18 protein-coding genes are annotated in these 16,338 nt (G+C 60.3%); 4 read left to right on the forward strand and 14 right to left on the reverse strand.

Features of this window, described 5'->3' with window-relative positions; translation table 11 throughout:
* Window positions 1-75: 75 nt before the first annotated feature.
* From fusA to U5L73_RS01440, 8 genes are all read right to left on the reverse strand, one after another.
* The gene (fusA, locus tag U5L73_RS01405; protein ID WP_322560680.1) at window positions 76-2,178 is read right to left on the reverse strand and encodes an elongation factor G; all 2,103 of its coding nucleotides are present in this window, start codon (window positions 2,176-2,178) and stop codon (window positions 76-78) included.
* A gap of 146 nt (window positions 2,179-2,324) precedes the next feature.
* On the reverse strand, window positions 2,325-2,798 hold the full coding sequence (gene rpsG / locus U5L73_RS01410) for a 30S ribosomal protein S7 (protein WP_087495494.1): 474 nt from the start codon (window positions 2,796-2,798) through the stop codon (window positions 2,325-2,327).
* Between the two features lie 163 nt (window positions 2,799-2,961).
* A complete protein-coding gene (gene rpsL, locus U5L73_RS01415; RefSeq protein ID WP_011466063.1) occupies window positions 2,962-3,339 on the reverse strand; it encodes a 30S ribosomal protein S12 in 378 nt (125 codons plus the stop codon).
* Between the two features lie 114 nt (window positions 3,340-3,453).
* Window positions 3,454-4,638: a D-alanyl-D-alanine carboxypeptidase family protein gene (locus tag U5L73_RS01420; RefSeq protein WP_322560681.1), complete on the reverse strand. Its 1,185-nt coding sequence runs from the start codon at window positions 4,636-4,638 to the stop codon at window positions 3,454-3,456.
* Window positions 4,639-4,706: 68 nt separating this feature from the next.
* Window positions 4,707-5,339: an alpha/beta hydrolase gene (locus U5L73_RS01425; protein WP_322560682.1), complete on the reverse strand. Its 633-nt coding sequence runs from the start codon at window positions 5,337-5,339 to the stop codon at window positions 4,707-4,709.
* Between the two features lie 65 nt (window positions 5,340-5,404).
* Window positions 5,405-5,755: a (2Fe-2S) ferredoxin domain-containing protein gene (locus U5L73_RS01430; protein ID WP_313882065.1), complete on the reverse strand. Its 351-nt coding sequence runs from the start codon at window positions 5,753-5,755 to the stop codon at window positions 5,405-5,407.
* Between the two features lie 9 nt (window positions 5,756-5,764).
* Complete coding sequence (locus U5L73_RS01435; RefSeq protein WP_322560683.1) at window positions 5,765-6,859, reverse strand: VanZ family protein; 1,095 nt, start codon at window positions 6,857-6,859, stop codon at window positions 5,765-5,767.
* 12 nt (window positions 6,860-6,871) lie between these two features.
* Window positions 6,872-7,300, reverse strand: coding sequence for a CopD family protein (locus U5L73_RS01440; protein ID WP_313882067.1), 429 nt, complete (start codon window positions 7,298-7,300; stop codon window positions 6,872-6,874).
* Window positions 7,301-7,572: 272 nt separating this feature from the next.
* Here U5L73_RS01440 and hemB point away from each other — a divergent pair, with 272 nt between their 5' ends.
* Window positions 7,573-8,586, forward strand: coding sequence for a porphobilinogen synthase (gene hemB, locus U5L73_RS01445; RefSeq protein ID WP_322560684.1), 1,014 nt, complete (start codon window positions 7,573-7,575; stop codon window positions 8,584-8,586).
* Between the two features lie 4 nt (window positions 8,587-8,590).
* Window positions 8,591-9,715, forward strand: coding sequence for a magnesium transporter CorA family protein (locus U5L73_RS01450; RefSeq protein WP_322560685.1), 1,125 nt, complete (start codon window positions 8,591-8,593; stop codon window positions 9,713-9,715).
* Window positions 9,716-9,744: 29 nt separating this feature from the next.
* Here the strand turns inward: U5L73_RS01450 and U5L73_RS01455 are convergent, their stop codons facing one another.
* Both U5L73_RS01455 and U5L73_RS01460 read right to left on the reverse strand, forming a co-directional pair.
* Window positions 9,745-10,428 (reverse strand): dienelactone hydrolase family protein, encoded by a 684-nt coding sequence (locus tag U5L73_RS01455; protein ID WP_322561910.1) that lies wholly within the window; start codon window positions 10,426-10,428, stop codon window positions 9,745-9,747.
* A 27-nt stretch (window positions 10,429-10,455) separates the two neighbouring features.
* Entirely contained in the window at window positions 10,456-11,442 is a 987-nt protein-coding gene (locus U5L73_RS01460; protein WP_416221252.1) for a Bug family tripartite tricarboxylate transporter substrate binding protein, read from the reverse strand.
* Between the two features lie 92 nt (window positions 11,443-11,534).
* On the opposite strand from U5L73_RS01460, the gene U5L73_RS01465 reads away from it, so the two are divergent.
* Complete coding sequence (locus tag U5L73_RS01465; protein ID WP_322560686.1) at window positions 11,535-12,281, forward strand: SDR family oxidoreductase; 747 nt, start codon at window positions 11,535-11,537, stop codon at window positions 12,279-12,281.
* 16 nt (window positions 12,282-12,297) lie between these two features.
* On the opposite strand, the gene U5L73_RS01470 is transcribed toward U5L73_RS01465, so the two are convergent.
* Entirely contained in the window at window positions 12,298-13,191 is an 894-nt protein-coding gene (locus tag U5L73_RS01470) for an amidohydrolase family protein (protein WP_322561912.1), read from the reverse strand.
* A gap of 129 nt (window positions 13,192-13,320) precedes the next feature.
* Between U5L73_RS01470 and U5L73_RS01475 the strand changes: the two genes are divergently transcribed.
* Complete coding sequence (locus U5L73_RS01475) at window positions 13,321-13,956, forward strand: MarC family protein (protein WP_322560687.1); 636 nt, start codon at window positions 13,321-13,323, stop codon at window positions 13,954-13,956.
* A 15-nt stretch (window positions 13,957-13,971) separates the two neighbouring features.
* Here U5L73_RS01475 and U5L73_RS01480 read toward each other — a convergent pair whose 3' ends face one another.
* From U5L73_RS01480 to U5L73_RS01490, 3 genes are read right to left on the reverse strand one after another with little or no spacing between them, the layout of a single operon-like run.
* Window positions 13,972-14,622: an LON peptidase substrate-binding domain-containing protein gene (locus U5L73_RS01480; protein WP_322560688.1), complete on the reverse strand. Its 651-nt coding sequence runs from the start codon at window positions 14,620-14,622 to the stop codon at window positions 13,972-13,974.
* 16 nt (window positions 14,623-14,638) lie between these two features.
* A complete protein-coding gene (locus tag U5L73_RS01485; protein ID WP_322560689.1) occupies window positions 14,639-15,304 on the reverse strand; it encodes an ABC-type transport auxiliary lipoprotein family protein in 666 nt (221 codons plus the stop codon).
* A 29-nt stretch (window positions 15,305-15,333) separates the two neighbouring features.
* On the reverse strand, window positions 15,334-16,338 hold the full coding sequence (locus tag U5L73_RS01490) for an MlaD family protein (RefSeq protein WP_322560690.1): 1,005 nt from the start codon (window positions 16,336-16,338) through the stop codon (window positions 15,334-15,336).

Raw genomic sequence — 16,338 nt, forward strand, 5'->3', positions numbered from 1 at the left:
GTTTTACGTCTGCACGCTGTTGCTATATCGCCCCGCACGGGAACAGGGCGGCACACCGTCGCAGACCACTACAAATTACTTGGCGCGCGCTGCCATGATGGCTTCAGACACGTTGCGCGGAGCTTCCGCGTAGTGCTTGAATTCCATCGTGTAGGTTGCACGGCCTTGCGACATCGAACGCAGTGTCGTCGAGTAGCCGAACATTTCAGACAAAGGTACCTCTGCCTTGATGGCCTTACCGCCGCCGACCATGTCGTCCATACCCTGTACCATGCCGCGACGTGACGACAAATCGCCCATCACGTTGCCAGCGTAGTCTTCAGGCGTTTCAACTTCCACAGCCATCATCGGCTCCAGAATCACGGGGTTGGCCTTACGGCAACCTTCCTTGAACCCGAAAATAGCGGCCATCTTGAACGCATTTTCGTTGGAGTCCACATCGTGGTACGAACCGAAGGTCAATGTAACCTTCACGTCCACCACGGGGTAGCCCGCCAAAACACCTTGGTTCAAAGCTTCGATCACGCCCTTTTCAACCGCAGGGATGTATTCGCGAGGAACCACACCGCCCTTGATCGCGTCGACGAATTCGAAGCCCTTGCCAGCTTCGTTAGGCTCAACTGTCAACACCACGTGACCGTATTGACCCTTACCACCGGACTGGCGAACAAACTTACCTTCCACGTCAGACACGCTCTTGCGGATAGTTTCGCGGTATGCCACTTGTGGCTTACCTACGTTAGCTTCCACGCCGAATTCGCGCTTCATACGGTCCACAATAATTTCGAGGTGCAGCTCACCCTGACCACCAATGATGGTCTGACCGGACTCTTCGTCGGTTTGCACGCGGAAAGACGGATCTTCAGCAGCCAAGCGGTTCAGGGCGATACCCATCTTTTCTTGGTCAGCTTTTGTCTTAGGCTCAACAGCTTGGCGAATCACGGAGTCAGGGAACACCATACGCTCAAGTGTGATGACTGCCGATGGATCACACAAGGTTTCACCGGTTGTCACGTCTTTCAGACCCACGCAAGCAGCGATGTCGCCCGCGCGGATTTCATCCACTTCTTCGCGGTTGTTGGCGTGCATTTGCACGATACGACCAATGCGCTCTTTCTTGCCACGCACTGCGTTGTACACAGTGTCGCCCTTCTTCAGAACGCCGGAGTACACGCGCACGAACGTCAACTGACCCACAAACGGATCTGTCATCAACTTGAATGCCAGCGCTGCGAACTTTTCGTTGTCATCAGCCTTGCGGGTGATTTCTTGCTCGTCTTCGTCGAAGCCCTTGATGGCCTTCACGTCCAGAGGAGAAGGCATCAATTCGATCACAGCATCCAACATGCGTTGAACACCCTTGTTCTTGAACGCGGTACCGCACAACATAGGCTGGATTTCGCCAGCGATAGTGCGGCTACGCAGGCCACCGGTGATCTCTTCTTCGGTCAAGTCACCTTCTTCAAGGTACTTGTTCATCAGCTCTTCAGAGGCTTCAGCAGCGGCTTCGACCATCTTTTCGCGCCACTCTTCAGCGACGCTCACGAGGTCGGCAGGGATCTCTTCGAAGGTGAACTTCATACCCTGGGAAGCTTCGTCCCAGATGATGGCCTTCATCTTGCGCAGGTCCACCACGCCGGTGAAGTTTTCTTCTGCACCGATTGGAATCACGATTGGCACAGGGTTGGCCTTCAGGCGCAACTTCATCTGATCCACAACCTTGAAGAAGTTGGCACCAGTGCGGTCCATCTTGTTCACAAAGGCCAAACGTGGAACCTTGTATTTGTTAGCCTGACGCCACACGGTTTCAGACTGAGGCTGCACGCCACCCACAGCGCAGTACACCATGCAGGCGCCGTCCAAAACGCGCATGGAACGCTCCACTTCAATCGTGAAGTCCACGTGTCCAGGCGTGTCAATGATGTTGATGCGGTGCTCAGGGAACGATGTGTCCATCCCCTTCCAGAAGCAAGTCGTAGCAGCAGAAGTAATGGTAATACCGCGCTCTTGCTCTTGCTCCATCCAGTCCATCGTGGCCGCGCCATCGTGCACTTCGCCGATTTTGTGGTTCACGCCGGTATAGAAAAGAATACGCTCGGTCGTGGTGGTTTTGCCGGCGTCAATGTGCGCTGAAATACCGATATTGCGGTAGCGCTCAATGGGGGTAGTGCGAGCCATGATGGATCCTTGGTTGATCAAATTCTTGAGAGGGTCCGCTGCACCATGCAGCAAGACAAACGACTTTCAGAGTGTGACCAGCCCACATGACAGCGCGATTGCGCTGCCCGGACCTGCCAGGCTCTGAAAGCCGCGATTTCCGTTGCTTAGAAACGGAAGTGAGAGAAGGCCTTGTTGGCTTCAGCCATACGGTGCACTTCGTCACGCTTCTTCATGGCGCCGCCACGGCCTTCAGTGGCTTCCAACATTTCGTTGGCAAGGCGCTGAGCCATAGACTTTTCACCACGCTTGCGAGCGGCTTCCTTGATCCAGCGCATGGACAAGGCCAAGCGACGAACAGGACGCACTTCCACTGGCACTTGGTAGTTAGCACCACCCACGCGGCGGGATTTCACTTCCACCATGGGCTTGACGTTGTTGATCGCAACGGTGAACGCTTCCAGGGCATCCTTATCGGGGTGCTTTTTAGCAATCAGTTCCAGTGCGCCGTAAATGATGCGCTCTGCAACCGCTTTTTTGCCGCCTTCCATGATCACGTTCATGAATTTGGACAGCTCTACGTTGCCGAACTTGGGATCCGGCAGGATTTCACGTTTAGGGACTTCGCGACGACGTGGCATATTTCACCTCATATTGCTTCAGTTGGTATCTTTTCAGACACCGCGAGAGTTAATCAAAACCCCCACTTACTCGACCCACTCGGACAATTCCGGGTTTCGGGTCACTTCGCCGTATCTCCGCGCCACGCGGGGAAACAGCACCGAAAATTCGAACCTACAGGGCTTATTTAGCCTTTGGCTTCTTAGCACCGTACTTGGAACGGGATTGCTTGCGATCTTTCACGCCTTGCAAGTCCAAAGAACCGCGAACGATGTGGTAACGCACACCTGGCAAGTCCTTGACACGACCGCCGCGAACCAGCACAACGCTGTGTTCTTGCAAGTTGTGGCCTTCACCGCCGATGTAAGAGATCACCTCAAAACCGTTGGTCAAGCGCACTTTGGCAACTTTACGCAGAGCGGAGTTAGGCTTTTTAGGAGTCGTTGTGTACACACGTGTGCATACACCGCGACGCTGCGGAGAGTTCTGCATAGCAGGGCTCTTCGACTTGATGGTCTCGACCTCACGGCCTTGACGCACGAGTTGGTTAATGGTTGGCATTGAAAAACGTCCCTAAACGTTTGAATATTACGAAAACGTGAATCCCTTCGGAAATTCCGAAAAGCCTTCTAATGTAGCAGAACAAGGGTTTACACGCAAACTGTGCCCTGATCCTCAGCGAATCCAGAGGCGCAAGGCATCCCACGTGCGGCCAATGACGCCCGCTTGCTCGACGGCATCCAGTGCCACCAAAGGCACCTCGGCAACAATTTGCTCACCGGAGCGGACCTTCAAAGTGCCCAGCACTTGCCCTTTGGCGACCGGCGCCACAATCGGCTCGTTGCGTACTACTTCGGTTTTTAGCTGCGCGCCGCTTCCGGTAGGCACCGCCACGATCACGCCTTGCGGACGACCGACTTTGACTGCCGACTCGGCACCCTTCCAGACCTTGGGCGTCACCACCGCAGCACCGGCGTCGTACAACTTGACCGCCTCATAGGCGGTGTAACCCCAATTGAGCAGTTTTTGTGACTCGTTCGCACGCGCGCTTTCGCTCTCCGTACCCAAAACAATCGACAGCAAGCGGCGGCTCCCTGCAGCGGCAGGCGAACCAGCGGGAGCACCGGCAGTCACTAAGGCCGGGAAATCACGTTTGGCAGTTGCCACAAGGCAATAACCCGCAGCAGCGGTATGGCCCGTCTTGAGCCCGTCGACCGTCGGATCACGGAACAACAGCAGGTTGCGGTTGCTGTCGTTCGCGGCAGGTGTGCCGGGGTAGCGGTACTTTTTGATCGCATAGAAGTGCACGAAATCAGGGAAGTCACTCATCAAGCGCATCGCCAAAATGCTCAAGTCCCGGGCCGTCGTCGTGTGCCCTGCCTCAGTAAGGCCTTCCGGGTTTTTGTAGCCCGTATTCTTCATACCAAGGACCGTGGCCTGCTCATTCATCATTTGGACAAAGCGCTCCAAAGAGCCGCCAACGCCCTCTGCCAACGCCATCGTGGCATCGTTCCCGCTCTGCACGATCATGCCTTTGATCAAATCCTCCACCGGCACTTGCATCTTGGGGTCGATGAACATCCGGGAGCCGGGCATCTTCCAGGCACGCTCACTCACGGGGAAGGTCTGCTTAAGATCAATCTTCTTGGATCGCAATGCGTCGAACACCAGATACGCCGTCATCAGCTTGGTGAGTGAGGCTGGCTCCACCGGCATGTCCAAATCTTTGGATGCCAAGATTTGATTCGCAGTGACGTCCATCAGCAAATAGGCGCGTGCAGCCACTTCCGGCGGGCGCGGGGCTTCAGCGGCCACCGCAAAGCTCAAAGCCGCCAAAACGGAGGCAATCAATAGTTTCATAGTTCAGTCAGGTTGGAGAAAAAATATCGAGAAAGCGCTGGGAGTAACCCGAGAGAGCTGGCGCAGCGTCAGCCACGCAGATGGCGCGCCACAATGTTGCGCAGTAATGGCAATTGTCCATGAAAGAAGTGTCCGCCCCCGGGCACGACCGTCACAGGCAAGCTCTGCGGCCGGGCCCAATTCATCACATCCGCTAGCGGAACGGTGTCGTCTTGCTCGCCGTGCAGCACCAACGTGCGGTCGTGAAAGTCGGGGGCAACGGGGGCAACGGCAAAGCGGCTCGCCGCAGTACCGACCAGCACCACCTGCTCAGGCTCACGCGCGGCCAATGCAAGCAGCGCATGGCTGGTCACAAACGCGCCAAATGAAAAACCGGCCAGCGAGAGCTTTCCTTCGGGGGCCATGTGCTGCACCACCGTCAGGAAATCTTGCAACTCTCCGTTGCCGCGGTCGTAGACGCCTTCACTAGCGCCGACACCCCGAAAATTGAAACGAACCGCACGCCATCCAGCCTGAACAAACGCCCGGGCCAGCGTCTGGACCACTTTGTTGTCCATGGTGCCGCCAAACAAGGGATGGGGGTGAGCGATCACCACCGTGCCGCGCGAGATATCAAACGGCGGATTCGAGGGCTCGTCAACCAGCCCCTCAAGCGAACCAGCCGGGCCCGCCATGTGGAACTTTTGGGTAGAAGAATTCATTTTGCTATTATTTTTATAGCGACGCCCGCAAGAGATGAGGGCGCCAACTATCGAATACGCTGTAATCAGCGGCCCAGGTGGGCGGGTGTCAGCAGTCGCTCAACGACTTTGCCGTTCTTAAGGTGTGACTCCACAATCTCTTCAATATCCTGCCCGTCCACAAACGAGTACCAAACAGCTTCGGGATACACCACCGCCACCGGGCCGCCGGCACAGCGGTCCAAGCAGCCCGCTTTGTTGACACGGACTTTGCCGGGGCCGGCCAGTCCGGCCTCTTTGACAAGTTGCTTGCACTTGTCAAAACCCTCTTGGGCGTTGTGGTGCGCACAGCAGTCTTCACCGTTCTTTCGCTCGTTCAGGCAAAAGAAAATATGGCGTTCGTAATAGGAGGGGGCGGGAGTGGTGGAATCAGTCATGCTCTGATTTTAGGTTTTAGTATCTCTGCGCGCGATTTGCCCCAAAAGATACAAGGACGCCACATAAGGCCAGAGCCACCCCACCCATTGCGCCAGGCCATTGAACCGGATAAACCGCCCCTGCTCCCACAACTGCAGGGTCTGTGCGAAGTATGGACTTTCAGGCGCTTGATTCAACAGACTCAAATAGACTCCCAGCGCCAACAGTGCCACGGCCGCACTGACGCGCCATGACACCAGTACCAGCAGCAGCGCCAAGCCAGCCCCTGCTAGCATGCCGATTTGCGTCGGCAAATCCAGCCAAGCCCAGGCATGGCCGGGCCCCCAACTCAAAGCGGCCGACAAAGCGGTGACCAACACCGCCGAGGTAGTCGTCACCACCACGACCACCACACGTCGCCACCGGGCCCGCACGATACAAAAACCCAATAGACAAGGAATTAGCAAACCCAACGCAACGCATAGCAACTCTGTACTCGGAGCCAAGGCAGGCCACTCCGTAGGCCCTTCGGGCAACCAACGTTCAAACTCAGAGTCAAGCAGCGCACTGCGTAGCATCTCCTCTACCCGGGTCACCACCTGACCCAAGCCCAAAGGCACCGAAGACGGGAACAACAAACCCAAGGGCCAGGTGGAAAGCAACACAATTCCGCCGCGGGAATGCGACACAAACCAGCGGCTTCGCACTTGATTCCACCGATCGATAGCACCGGCCCTTTGCAATACAAAAGCGATGGCTGCACCGCAGGCAGCACCCAGTGAATTCAACAGAAAGTCTTCCCGAGACGGCACCCGCAAAGGCAAGTAGCTCTGCAGGGCTTCCATCAGCAGCGACAGCAGCATGACCCCCAGCGGCGCCATCCACACGGAGATACGTGGCCACCCCGAGCGCAAAGCGCCAAGAACAACCAGCCCCCCCAAGGGAACATAACCTGCAATGTTGATCGCGACATCAAAACCGGTCCAATACCGGGGCAGTGGTGCCAGCAAAAACTCCCAGCTGGCAATCCCCTGGTCGCGCCACTCCACAAAGGGGAACAAACTCGCATACGCGACCAGTGTCGCGTACAGACCGGCAAGTGGCCATGCGGTGGATTTGTGCACGGTTCGATACCGTCAGAACGGCTTGACCACCACCAAAACAACGATTGCGGTCAGCAACAACACCGGGATCTCGTTGAACCACCGGAAAAACACGTGGCTACGCTGGCTCAGGCCAGCCTCCAACTTGCGCAACATCACCGCACATCCGTGGTGGTAGCCAATGGCCAGCAGCACCAAAGCCAGCTTGGCGTGCATCCAGCCATTGCCCGGCCCACGCCCGATGCCATAACCCAACCAAAGATACAGGCCCAGCCCCAAGGCTGGCACAGCCAACAGGGTAGTGAACCGCAACAATTTGCGTGCCATCAGCAACAGACGGGCTCGCTCGGCATCCGAGCCGGCGGGCACCATGGCCAAGTTCACAAAGATGCGGGGAAGATAAAACAGGCCGGCAAACCAGCTGGCGATGAAAACAATGTGAAAGGCTTTGATCCAGAGCATGACCAAAGTGTAGCGGGACGGTTGTGTTTGCTACGGGCAAAAAAAACCCCAGCACACGGCTGGGGTGGTAAGCCTTTTTTGCTGTCACACATCAAGGCCCCGCTCAGGGAGGAAAAGCGGGGGATAGCAAACTACCCGGAATTGAATTTAGCAATGTTGCGGTGGTGTGACAAGCAATTTCGGGCAATACCCCTCCAGTTCGCTGAGGTATTCAGCAAATTGACTGCTTGGTCAACCCCGGGAGCCGGCCGCTTTCGGGCACAATTTTGGGCATGATCCCCTACGCCCCCTTCCCCGCCGGACGCCCGCGCCGCTTGCGCCGCGACAGTTTCACCCGTAATCTGGTGCGCGAAAACAACTTGACCGCACATGACCTGATTTACCCGGTCTTTGTGGTGGATGGACAAGCACAGCGCGTGCCAATCGCATCCATGCCCGGCGTGGAGCGACTCAGCCTCGATTTGCTGCTGCCGGTAGCCGAGCAATGTGTGGCCTTGGGCATTCCCGTCATGGCCTTGTTCCCGGTCGTCGATGCGTCGCTCAAAACCTATGATGGTGCAGAGGCCCTGAATCCGGACGGTTTAGTCCCTCGCGTGGTGCGGGCCTTGAAAAAAGAGTTCCCCGACCTCGGCGTCATGACCGACGTGGCTCTGGACCCATTCACCACCCACGGTCAAGACGGCATCCCTGACACTCGGCCGGAAGAAAACGGCTATATCTTGAACGAGGAAACCACTGCCCAGCTGGTGCAACAAGCGCTGACCCAAGCACGCGCGGGAGTGGACATCGTGGCGCCGAGCGACATGATGGACGGTCGTATCGGTGCGATACGCACCGCACTGGAAACCGAAAAGTTGACCCACACCCGCATCATGGCCTACAGCGCCAAATACGCCAGCGCATTTTATGGCCCCTTCCGCGATGCGGTAGGCGCAGCAGGAAACCTGGGCAAGGGCAACAAAAAAGCTTACCAGATGGACCCGGCGAACAGCGACGAAGCCCTGCGCGAAGTGGCCATGGATATTGCCGAAGGGGCGGACATGGTGATGGTCAAGCCCGGGATGCCCTACCTGGACGTGGTGCGTCGTGTGAAAGACGAGTTCAGGGTTCCTACATTTGCCTACCAGGTCAGCGGTGAATATGCGATGCTCAAGGCCGCCAGCCTGAACGGCTGGCTCGACCACGACGCGGTCATGCTCGAAAGCTTGCTCGCATTCAAACGTGCGGGGGCCGACGGCATCCTGACCTATTTTGCGATCGACGCAGCACGGGCACTACGCGCCTGAAGCCATGCGCATCTTCCACATTGAGCCCGGCCATGTCCGTGAAAGCGCAGATTTAGAGCAGCTCTCTGCCGCTGACCTGAAAGGCTCTGGCTATGTGTGGATTGCCTGCAGCCGCCCCGAATTTGAAGCGGAGCAAGCGCGCGTCCAAGTCGCACTGCAGCAGCTGTGCGGCGAGCAACTGGTCGATCTGCACGTCTCCGACCTGATCAACAAGCAGCTGCCGTCGCACTACGACTACACCTCCCAATACGACTTGCTGGTCTTCAGGCGTCTGGTCGCCGGCAGCACCGGCACTCTGCCCCTGAATGCACCTAAGGCAGAGGGCACTCCACCGCGCCTGAGCGGCCCGCCCATCTTGCGGCACATCGACACCAGCCCGGTCGGGTTTGCGGTGTTTGATAACGTGCTGCTCTCTGTGCACCCCGACGACTGCACCGTGCGCGATGCCTATGCCGACAAACTGCTGCAGACAACACCCGCGGTAGAGCCGCGCGCCGCAGGGGCCCGCCAGCCCACCAGCCCCGCTGACTTGATGCTACGCATCGTGAACTCGATGGTGGATGGCTACCTCGCACTGCGCCGCGAACTCACACAACAGCTCGACCACTGGCAAAACGAGCTCTTGAGCCCCCGCACCCGCTTCACCAACTGGACCTCCCTGCTAGAGGCCCGCATGGCCTTGCACCAACTCGATGATGTGTGCGAAGAGCAGCGCTCCAGCATTCAGGATTGGATAGAGGCCATCAAGACCTGGCCGGAGACTACGGGCCCCGCCGATGCCCGCGAGCGCGAGCTGCTGGAAGTGCGCAGCCGCGATGTGCTGGAGCATATTGAGCGGGTAGTCCACCACGTGCGTCGCTTGGAGCAAAGCGTGGAGACCGCAGTGCAAATGCACTTCAGCGTGCAAGGCAGCCGCACCAACGACATCATGCGCACGCTCACGGTGCTGACCGCTATCTTTTTGCCGCTGAATCTGATGGCAGGTATTTTCGGGATGAACTTCGACTTCATTCCCCTGCTTCACCAGCAAGGCGGCTTCTGGTGGATTTTGGGAGCGATGGGCCTGACGGCGGCTGCATTGGCCCTCGTCTTCTGGCGCAAACGCTACCTCGCGCGCACCAACCGGTAGCCTGGTTTAGGGCACCGGCGCCCCACTCGTCAACCGACGTGGGTGCTCAAAAAAACCAGCGTGCGCTGCCGCGCGAGCGCTGCGGCCTCGGCCTGGTACCCGCCGCGCTGGTCGCAGTTAAAGCCGTGCTGGGCCGGATAGAGATGCACTTCCACACCCGGCTGTGCCAGCGTGAACGCCTGCACCGTGGCCAAGGGAATGGCGTGGTCCTGCTCGCCAAAATGCGCCAGCACCGGGCACGCGGGCGTGCGCGCGGCCTCGACCGGTGTTGTCATGCCGCCGCCGTAATAGGGCACCGCCCCGGCCAAGCCTGGCACCTGTTCGGCTGCACGCCAAGCCAGCCAGCCGCCCCAGCAGTAACCCATCACCGCCACCTTGCCGGCACTGTGCGCAGCGTCCACAGCGGCCTGCACCTCTTGCAGGGGGCCGGGGGGCGGCAACGCCTCGGTGCGCGCCTTGAGCGCAACACCTGCGGCCACATCATCCGGGCTGTAGCCCAACTCGACGCCGGCTTGCACCCGGTGAAACATGGCAGGCGCCACCACCAGGTAACCATCGGCGGCGTAGCTGTCTGCCACTGCCCGGATGTGGGTGTTCACGCCAAAGATTTCTTGCAACAAGACCAAGCCCCCACGCGGGGTAGCGGCAGGCGTGGCCACATAGGCGGGAATGGAAGTGCCGTCGGCACAGGTGAGACTGATGGTGGTGCCCATGGGATGTCCTGACATGGCGTGCGCTGTTTACTGCGCCTGAAAGCCGCTGGCTTTGATCAGCTTCGCCCAGACCTGGGTGTACGCCTGCTCACGATTGGCGAATTGCTGCGAGTTCATGAAGCCCACCGTCAGACCCATGGCGGTGAGGTGGTCTTTCACGTCGGGCTGTGCCAGCACTTTGGCCAGCGCGTCCGAGACCTTATCGATGGCCGCTTTGGGTGTGCCGGCCGGCGCAAACAGCCCGTAGTACGGCATGTCTTCCAAACCGCCTAACCCGAGCTCGCTGAATGTGGGCACATCCGGCAGGATCGCTTGGCGGCTGCCACCGAGCACCGCCACGATGCGAATTTTTCCGGCCTTGTGGTTTTCAATAAAGTCCGGCACCGAGCCCACGCCAGCCGCAATTTGGTTGCCCAGCATATCGGCCATCATCGGTGCGCTGCCACGGTACGGAGCGGCCACCAGGTCCAGTTTGTATTTCTCGCCCAGCACCTTGACCAGAAACTCCGGTGTGGAGGCCGGCGCCGGCACCCCCAGCGTGCCCTTGCCGCCCTGGGTGCGCACCCAGGCCACGTACTCCGCCGTCGATTTGACAGGGGTGCCGCCAGACACCGCCAAAGCATTCACAAAAGTGGCGAAACCAGCCACCGGAACAAAGTCTTTGGCCGGGTCAAAACCGGGGTTCTTGACCACCTGCGGCAAGATGGAAATCGTGTGATCGTGGGTCAAAAACAGCGTGTTGCCGTCAGGGGCTGCCGCTTTGAGGCTTTGGGCCGCAATCTGGCCGCCTGCACCGGCCTTGTTCTCCACCACCACCGGCACACCGAGCTGGTCTTTGAGTTTGTCCGCCAAGGTGCGGGCAATCGCGTCAGTTCCCCCGCCAGCAGGAAAGCCGACCAGAATCCGCACCGGCCCGGTCTGGGCCTGTGCTGCCGTGACCATGAAAGCCGATGCCACGGCCATACGCACACCCAATGCCGCTGCGCGGCGCATTCCTACGATCCAATTTGCCATAAAGTCCTCCGGATTGACCATTGAATGCCGTCGTTGCGGCAATAAGCCACAAGCGTAAGCCAAAAAACGGCGTGCGCTTTACCATGGGCACTATGCAATCTATTGTTCTCATCACCGGCGGCTCCCGTGGTATCGGTGCCGCTACGGCTTTGGCGGCAGCGAATGCCGGCTATACCGTCGCCGTTAACTACGCACGCAACTCACTGGCCGCCGACGAGGTGGTGCGCCAGATCCGCCAGCAGGGCGGGACCGCGATCACGGTACAGGCCGACGTGGCCGAAGAGGCCCAGGTACTCGCCATGTTTGACAAAGTCGATGCCAAACTCGGCCGCATCACCGGGCTGGTCAACAACGCCGGGGTAGTGGACCATGCCTGCCGCGTGGCCGACATGAGTGCAGAGCGCATGCGCCGCATGCTCAACACCAACGTGTTGGGCAGCATGCTGTGTGCCCGCGAAGCCGTGCGCCGCATGAGCACCCGCTGCGGGGGTGAAGGCGGCAGCATCGTCAACATCTCCAGCGTGGCCGCTACCCTGGGCTCGCCCGGGCAGTATGTGGACTATGCGGCCAGCAAAGGCGCGATCGACAGCTTCACCATCGGCCTGGCGCGCGAAGTGGCGACTGAAGGCATCCGGGTGAATGCGGTGCGCCCCGGCATCATTGACACCGACATCCACGCCTCGGGCGGACAACCAGACCGGGCCCAGCGCCTAGCGCCCCAGGTGCCCATGCAGCGCCCCGGCCGCGGCGAGGAAGTGGCCGCCAGCATCGTGTGGCTATTGAGCGCACAGTCCAGCTACACCACCGGCGCGCTGCTGGATGTAGCCGGCGGGCGCTGATGACGGTGCCCCAGCCTCACGGCCGTGCTGCGGGGTCAGGCGGCAAGCCGAAGAGCGCCGCCGCATTGCCCCATGCAATCTTGCGGGCCACCGCAGGCGGCAAGCCGCCCAGCCAGCCGCGGTACTCGGACATCAGCGCTTCGTAATACTGCCAGCGCTGGTTGACCCAGGTGTCGGAGCCGATCACAAACCGGTCCGGAAATTCCAGCAACAAGGCCCGCCACTCGGGGCACAGTGCCGCGGTCTCGCTGGTGGCGCAGGTAAGCCCCGGGCGGTAAGACAGCTCCCCCATCAAACCCGGGTACTTACGCAGCAAGGCGCGCACCCTCTCAACCGGTACACCGCCTACGCCGGTGTGCGCCCAGATGAGCCGGCTGCGCGCACCGCCGGAAGGAGTGGCATTCAACAGGCCATCGATAGCAATGTCGTCCACATGCGCCAGCACCACCAGCCCTTCGCGCTCCGCCCGCGCCATCAACTGCACCGCCACCGGGCCGCTGGCGTTGGCGCTGTCATAGAGGTGAAACTCGCCCAGCCCCCGGTAAGGGCCGGCGGCCGTGCCCCGCGCCAATTCCGTGTCCACCATGGTGGCAATCGTCGGGTCGCGAAACCAGTTGTCGTAATCGGCCCGGTCCCGGTAGAGGCGAACCAGCGGAACCACTGTCACACCGGCTGCCTGCGTCAAGGTGCCAGCTGACGCCAGGGTGCGGGTGCCGTCATTGGGGCGGGAGTTGGCCAGCACCGCCCGCACCCCACTGCGCTGCATGCGGCCCAGCACGTCGTCCAAGGGGTGGGCTTGCTGAGCCTCGACGTTGTAATGCAAATGGGCATCAAAAATGGGGCCCTCATAGTCGGCCGCGTGCACAGCGCCCACCCACGTCATAGTGGCCACAAACCAAGCCCAAAACATGTGTTGCATCGTGCGTACCTCACCAAGGAATTGCTCGCAGGTGTAGCAGGTTTTACCGATGCGCGCACCGCTCGGGTGCATTACCATGCGTGCCTCTGCCGCTCCCGGCAGCACCAACCGGACCGAGCTATGGACCTTAAACCTCTGGTGACCCTGCTGGCCATCGTGAACCCGCTGGCCATCGTGCCATTTTTCATCCACTACACCCAGGGATTCTCGGGCGCTCAGCGGCGTAACACCATCTGGGTGTCCTCTTTCAGCGCCTTTGTGGTGATTGCGGTCAGCGCATTGCTGGGCTTGCAGATTCTGGAGTTTTTCGGCATTTCGCTGGCCAGCTTCCAGGTGGGCGGCGGCATGTTGCTGCTGACGAGCGCGCTTAACATGCTGAACGCGCAACCCGCCGAAGCCAAACCCAGCAGCCACGAACTGCAGGATGGCGCCGAAAAAGCTGCCATGGGTGCCAGCATTGCGGTCGTGCCACTCACTATTCCGCTACTGACCGGCCCGGCCACCATGTCCACCGTGGTGATTTATGCCGACAAGGCCAAAACGTTTTTCCAACTCAGCACCCTGGTCGGGTACGGCGTGGTGATCGCGCTGGCCACGGCTCTGTGCTTCTCGCTGGCACAACCGATCGCCCGTTTTCTCGGCAAAACCGGCATCAATGTGATGACCCGGCTGATGGGACTGATTTTGGCGGCCCTGGCCGTCGAGGTGATGAGCGACGGGTTGACCAAGCTCTTCCCGGTACTCGGGGGCCCATAAGCGGCCTGCACCGGCTCAGGTGTCTGCTATACCGTGGCGGTTGAGAAAGTCGCCCACCAGCTCGAGGCGAAGCAAAGGGTTGTCGAGCTGCATCAGCCCTTGGCGCAACTCTGGCGGGAGTTGCAGTAACTCGCACCAGCGGTTGGCGACCCAGGCGCAGTCGTCAAACTGGTAAGGCGGCTGCACCGGCAACTGCGCCTCCTCACTGCGCAGGCTCAGATTCTCCAACAGCGACTCGAGCGCCTTGGCCACCACTTTCAAGTCGTCTGGCACCGGCATGGTGCGATCAGGCGGCAAGCCTTGCACATCGGCCACCCACAAACCGTGCTTGAGGCGCTCGCGCCGGGTAATGCGAAAGCGCTCGCCTGCTGTGCAGCGCACCAGCATCAAGCCCGCTTGCGGTGCCGAAAACTCGGTCACCGTCGCCAGGGTGCCGATGTCCACAAATGCTTCGTTCGCAAACCCGTCGCCAGAAGCCTCAGGGCGCCGCACCTCTTGGCCTTGGGTCAGCGAGACCACGCCAAAAGGGGCTCCCGTTTTGTGGCACCGGCCGATGAGGTCCAAGTAGCGCACCTCAAAAATCTGCAGCTGCAAACTGCCACCGGGGTACAGCACCGTGTGGAGCGGGAAGAGCGGCAGTGATTGCAGGGTCAAAAGGTCAGCCATGGCATCGCCCAGGAGGTCAGGGGGTGGTGGGCAAGGCGGCTTGGGTTTGCTGCACCCAGTCGCCGAGCTGTGTGATTGCGGACTGGGCCGCGACGGTCAAGGCGCGCACGCCACCGGCCGCATCGGGCGTGGGCGCGGGGCTGCTGGCCACTACAGTGCGCTGCGCCACCAGGCTCTCGCCATTCGGGCTGGCCCGCATCAGTGTTGCCCGCAAGCGCAACACCCCCCGGCTAGCCTGCGGGCTGTCAAACAGCTGGCTGAACTCTTCAAGCTCCATGCGCAACACCAGCGCACCGGCAGGGCTGGGGCCACCTTCGTTTGCATTGAGGATCGGGCGCTGTGCGCTCAGTGTGGCCCGCAGTTGCTGGCGCAGTAGCTGCGCCGGCGGCATGCTCCAGCGGGCTTGGGCATAGGGGCGCAGCAGCTGGCCATCGGTGTAGTTGAGGCGGTAGAGAACTGCCGAGCCCTCCAGCGCAAGCGGGGCCTGTACATCGGCCATCACCAGCAAGGGCAAGGGTGCCATGCGGTTCTGCGGCTGCTGCTCCACCACGCCCGGGCCGAAGTCATACACCGCCGTGGTCACCCCACGCGGCGCAGAGCAGGCGCCCAGCGCCACGACAAAAATCAAGCCAAAAGAGGCTCTAGCCCAAGCAGAATCTGCGCAACTAGCTATTTTTTTCATAGCAAACTCATTCTTATTATTCAGAATCCTCATGGTGCTGCCCCCGGCGCAGGCGCCACAAAGCCGGGCTCGCCGGGGCCGGGCAGACCGGTGGTGCGCCCGAACAGCACACTCTGGGGGTTGTCATTGAGACTTTCCACCGCGCGACCCACTTGGCGGGCTGTGCGGCCAGTGTCCTCGACGGTGCGCTGGAGGCGCGGCAGCAATTGGATCTGGATCTGGCGGCTGGTCGTCGCCAACGCATCGGTGCTCTGGCCGATTTTGTCGAGGGTGCCTCCCGAGTCACTCATGCGCTTGGAGGTCCGCTGAAACTCAGTGGCGGAGTTACGCACCGCATCGGCGCTGGCGCCCAAGCGCTCAGTGGTAATTTGAATCGTTTTCAGGGTCGCGTCTGCCTGGGCCACCATGTGGGGCAGGTTCATTGCCACCGGGTTGCCGTCAGCCCCCAGCACCTGGTCTGCCCGTTTGGTCAGGGCGCTGATGTTGGCAGCGGCATCGCTCAGGTTGCTGATCGCGCCCATCAATTGTTTTTGGTTGTCGTTCGCCAACAGCCCGTTCATGCGGATGCTCGCCTGCTCGAGTTGGGTGAGCAGGTTGCCGCCCTGCTCCGTCAGTCGTGACACCATGCTGGCCCGCATCGGGATGCGGGGGGCTGCGTCGCCCTCGGCCACCAGCGCGGGGCTGCCCTCTCCTTTGTCGTCGAGCTGCACATAGGCCAGCCCGGTCACCCCCTGAAAGCCCAAGGCGGCATAGGTGGTGCGGGTGATCGGGGCGGCCTCATTCACCGCTATACGCAGCAGCACATTGCCCCGCTGCAGGGGGTCTAGCGCAATGTCGGTCACGCGGCCGACCAGCACCCCTTTGTAGCGGACGGCGGCCTGGGGCTGCAGTCCGGTCACGCCTTCGGCGCTCGATATCTCGAACATGCGCTGCTCGGTAGTGTCTCGGGTCAGCCACACTGCCAGTGCGGTCAGCAGTGCCAACAGTGCCACCACAAAAGCCCCGGCAGCCAAGGCGTGAGATTTGTTTTCCAT

Origin of the sequence: Rhodoferax sp. (genome assembly GCF_034520025.1) — a bacterium.
Lineage (GTDB): Bacteria > Pseudomonadota > Gammaproteobacteria > Burkholderiales > Burkholderiaceae_C > Allorhodoferax.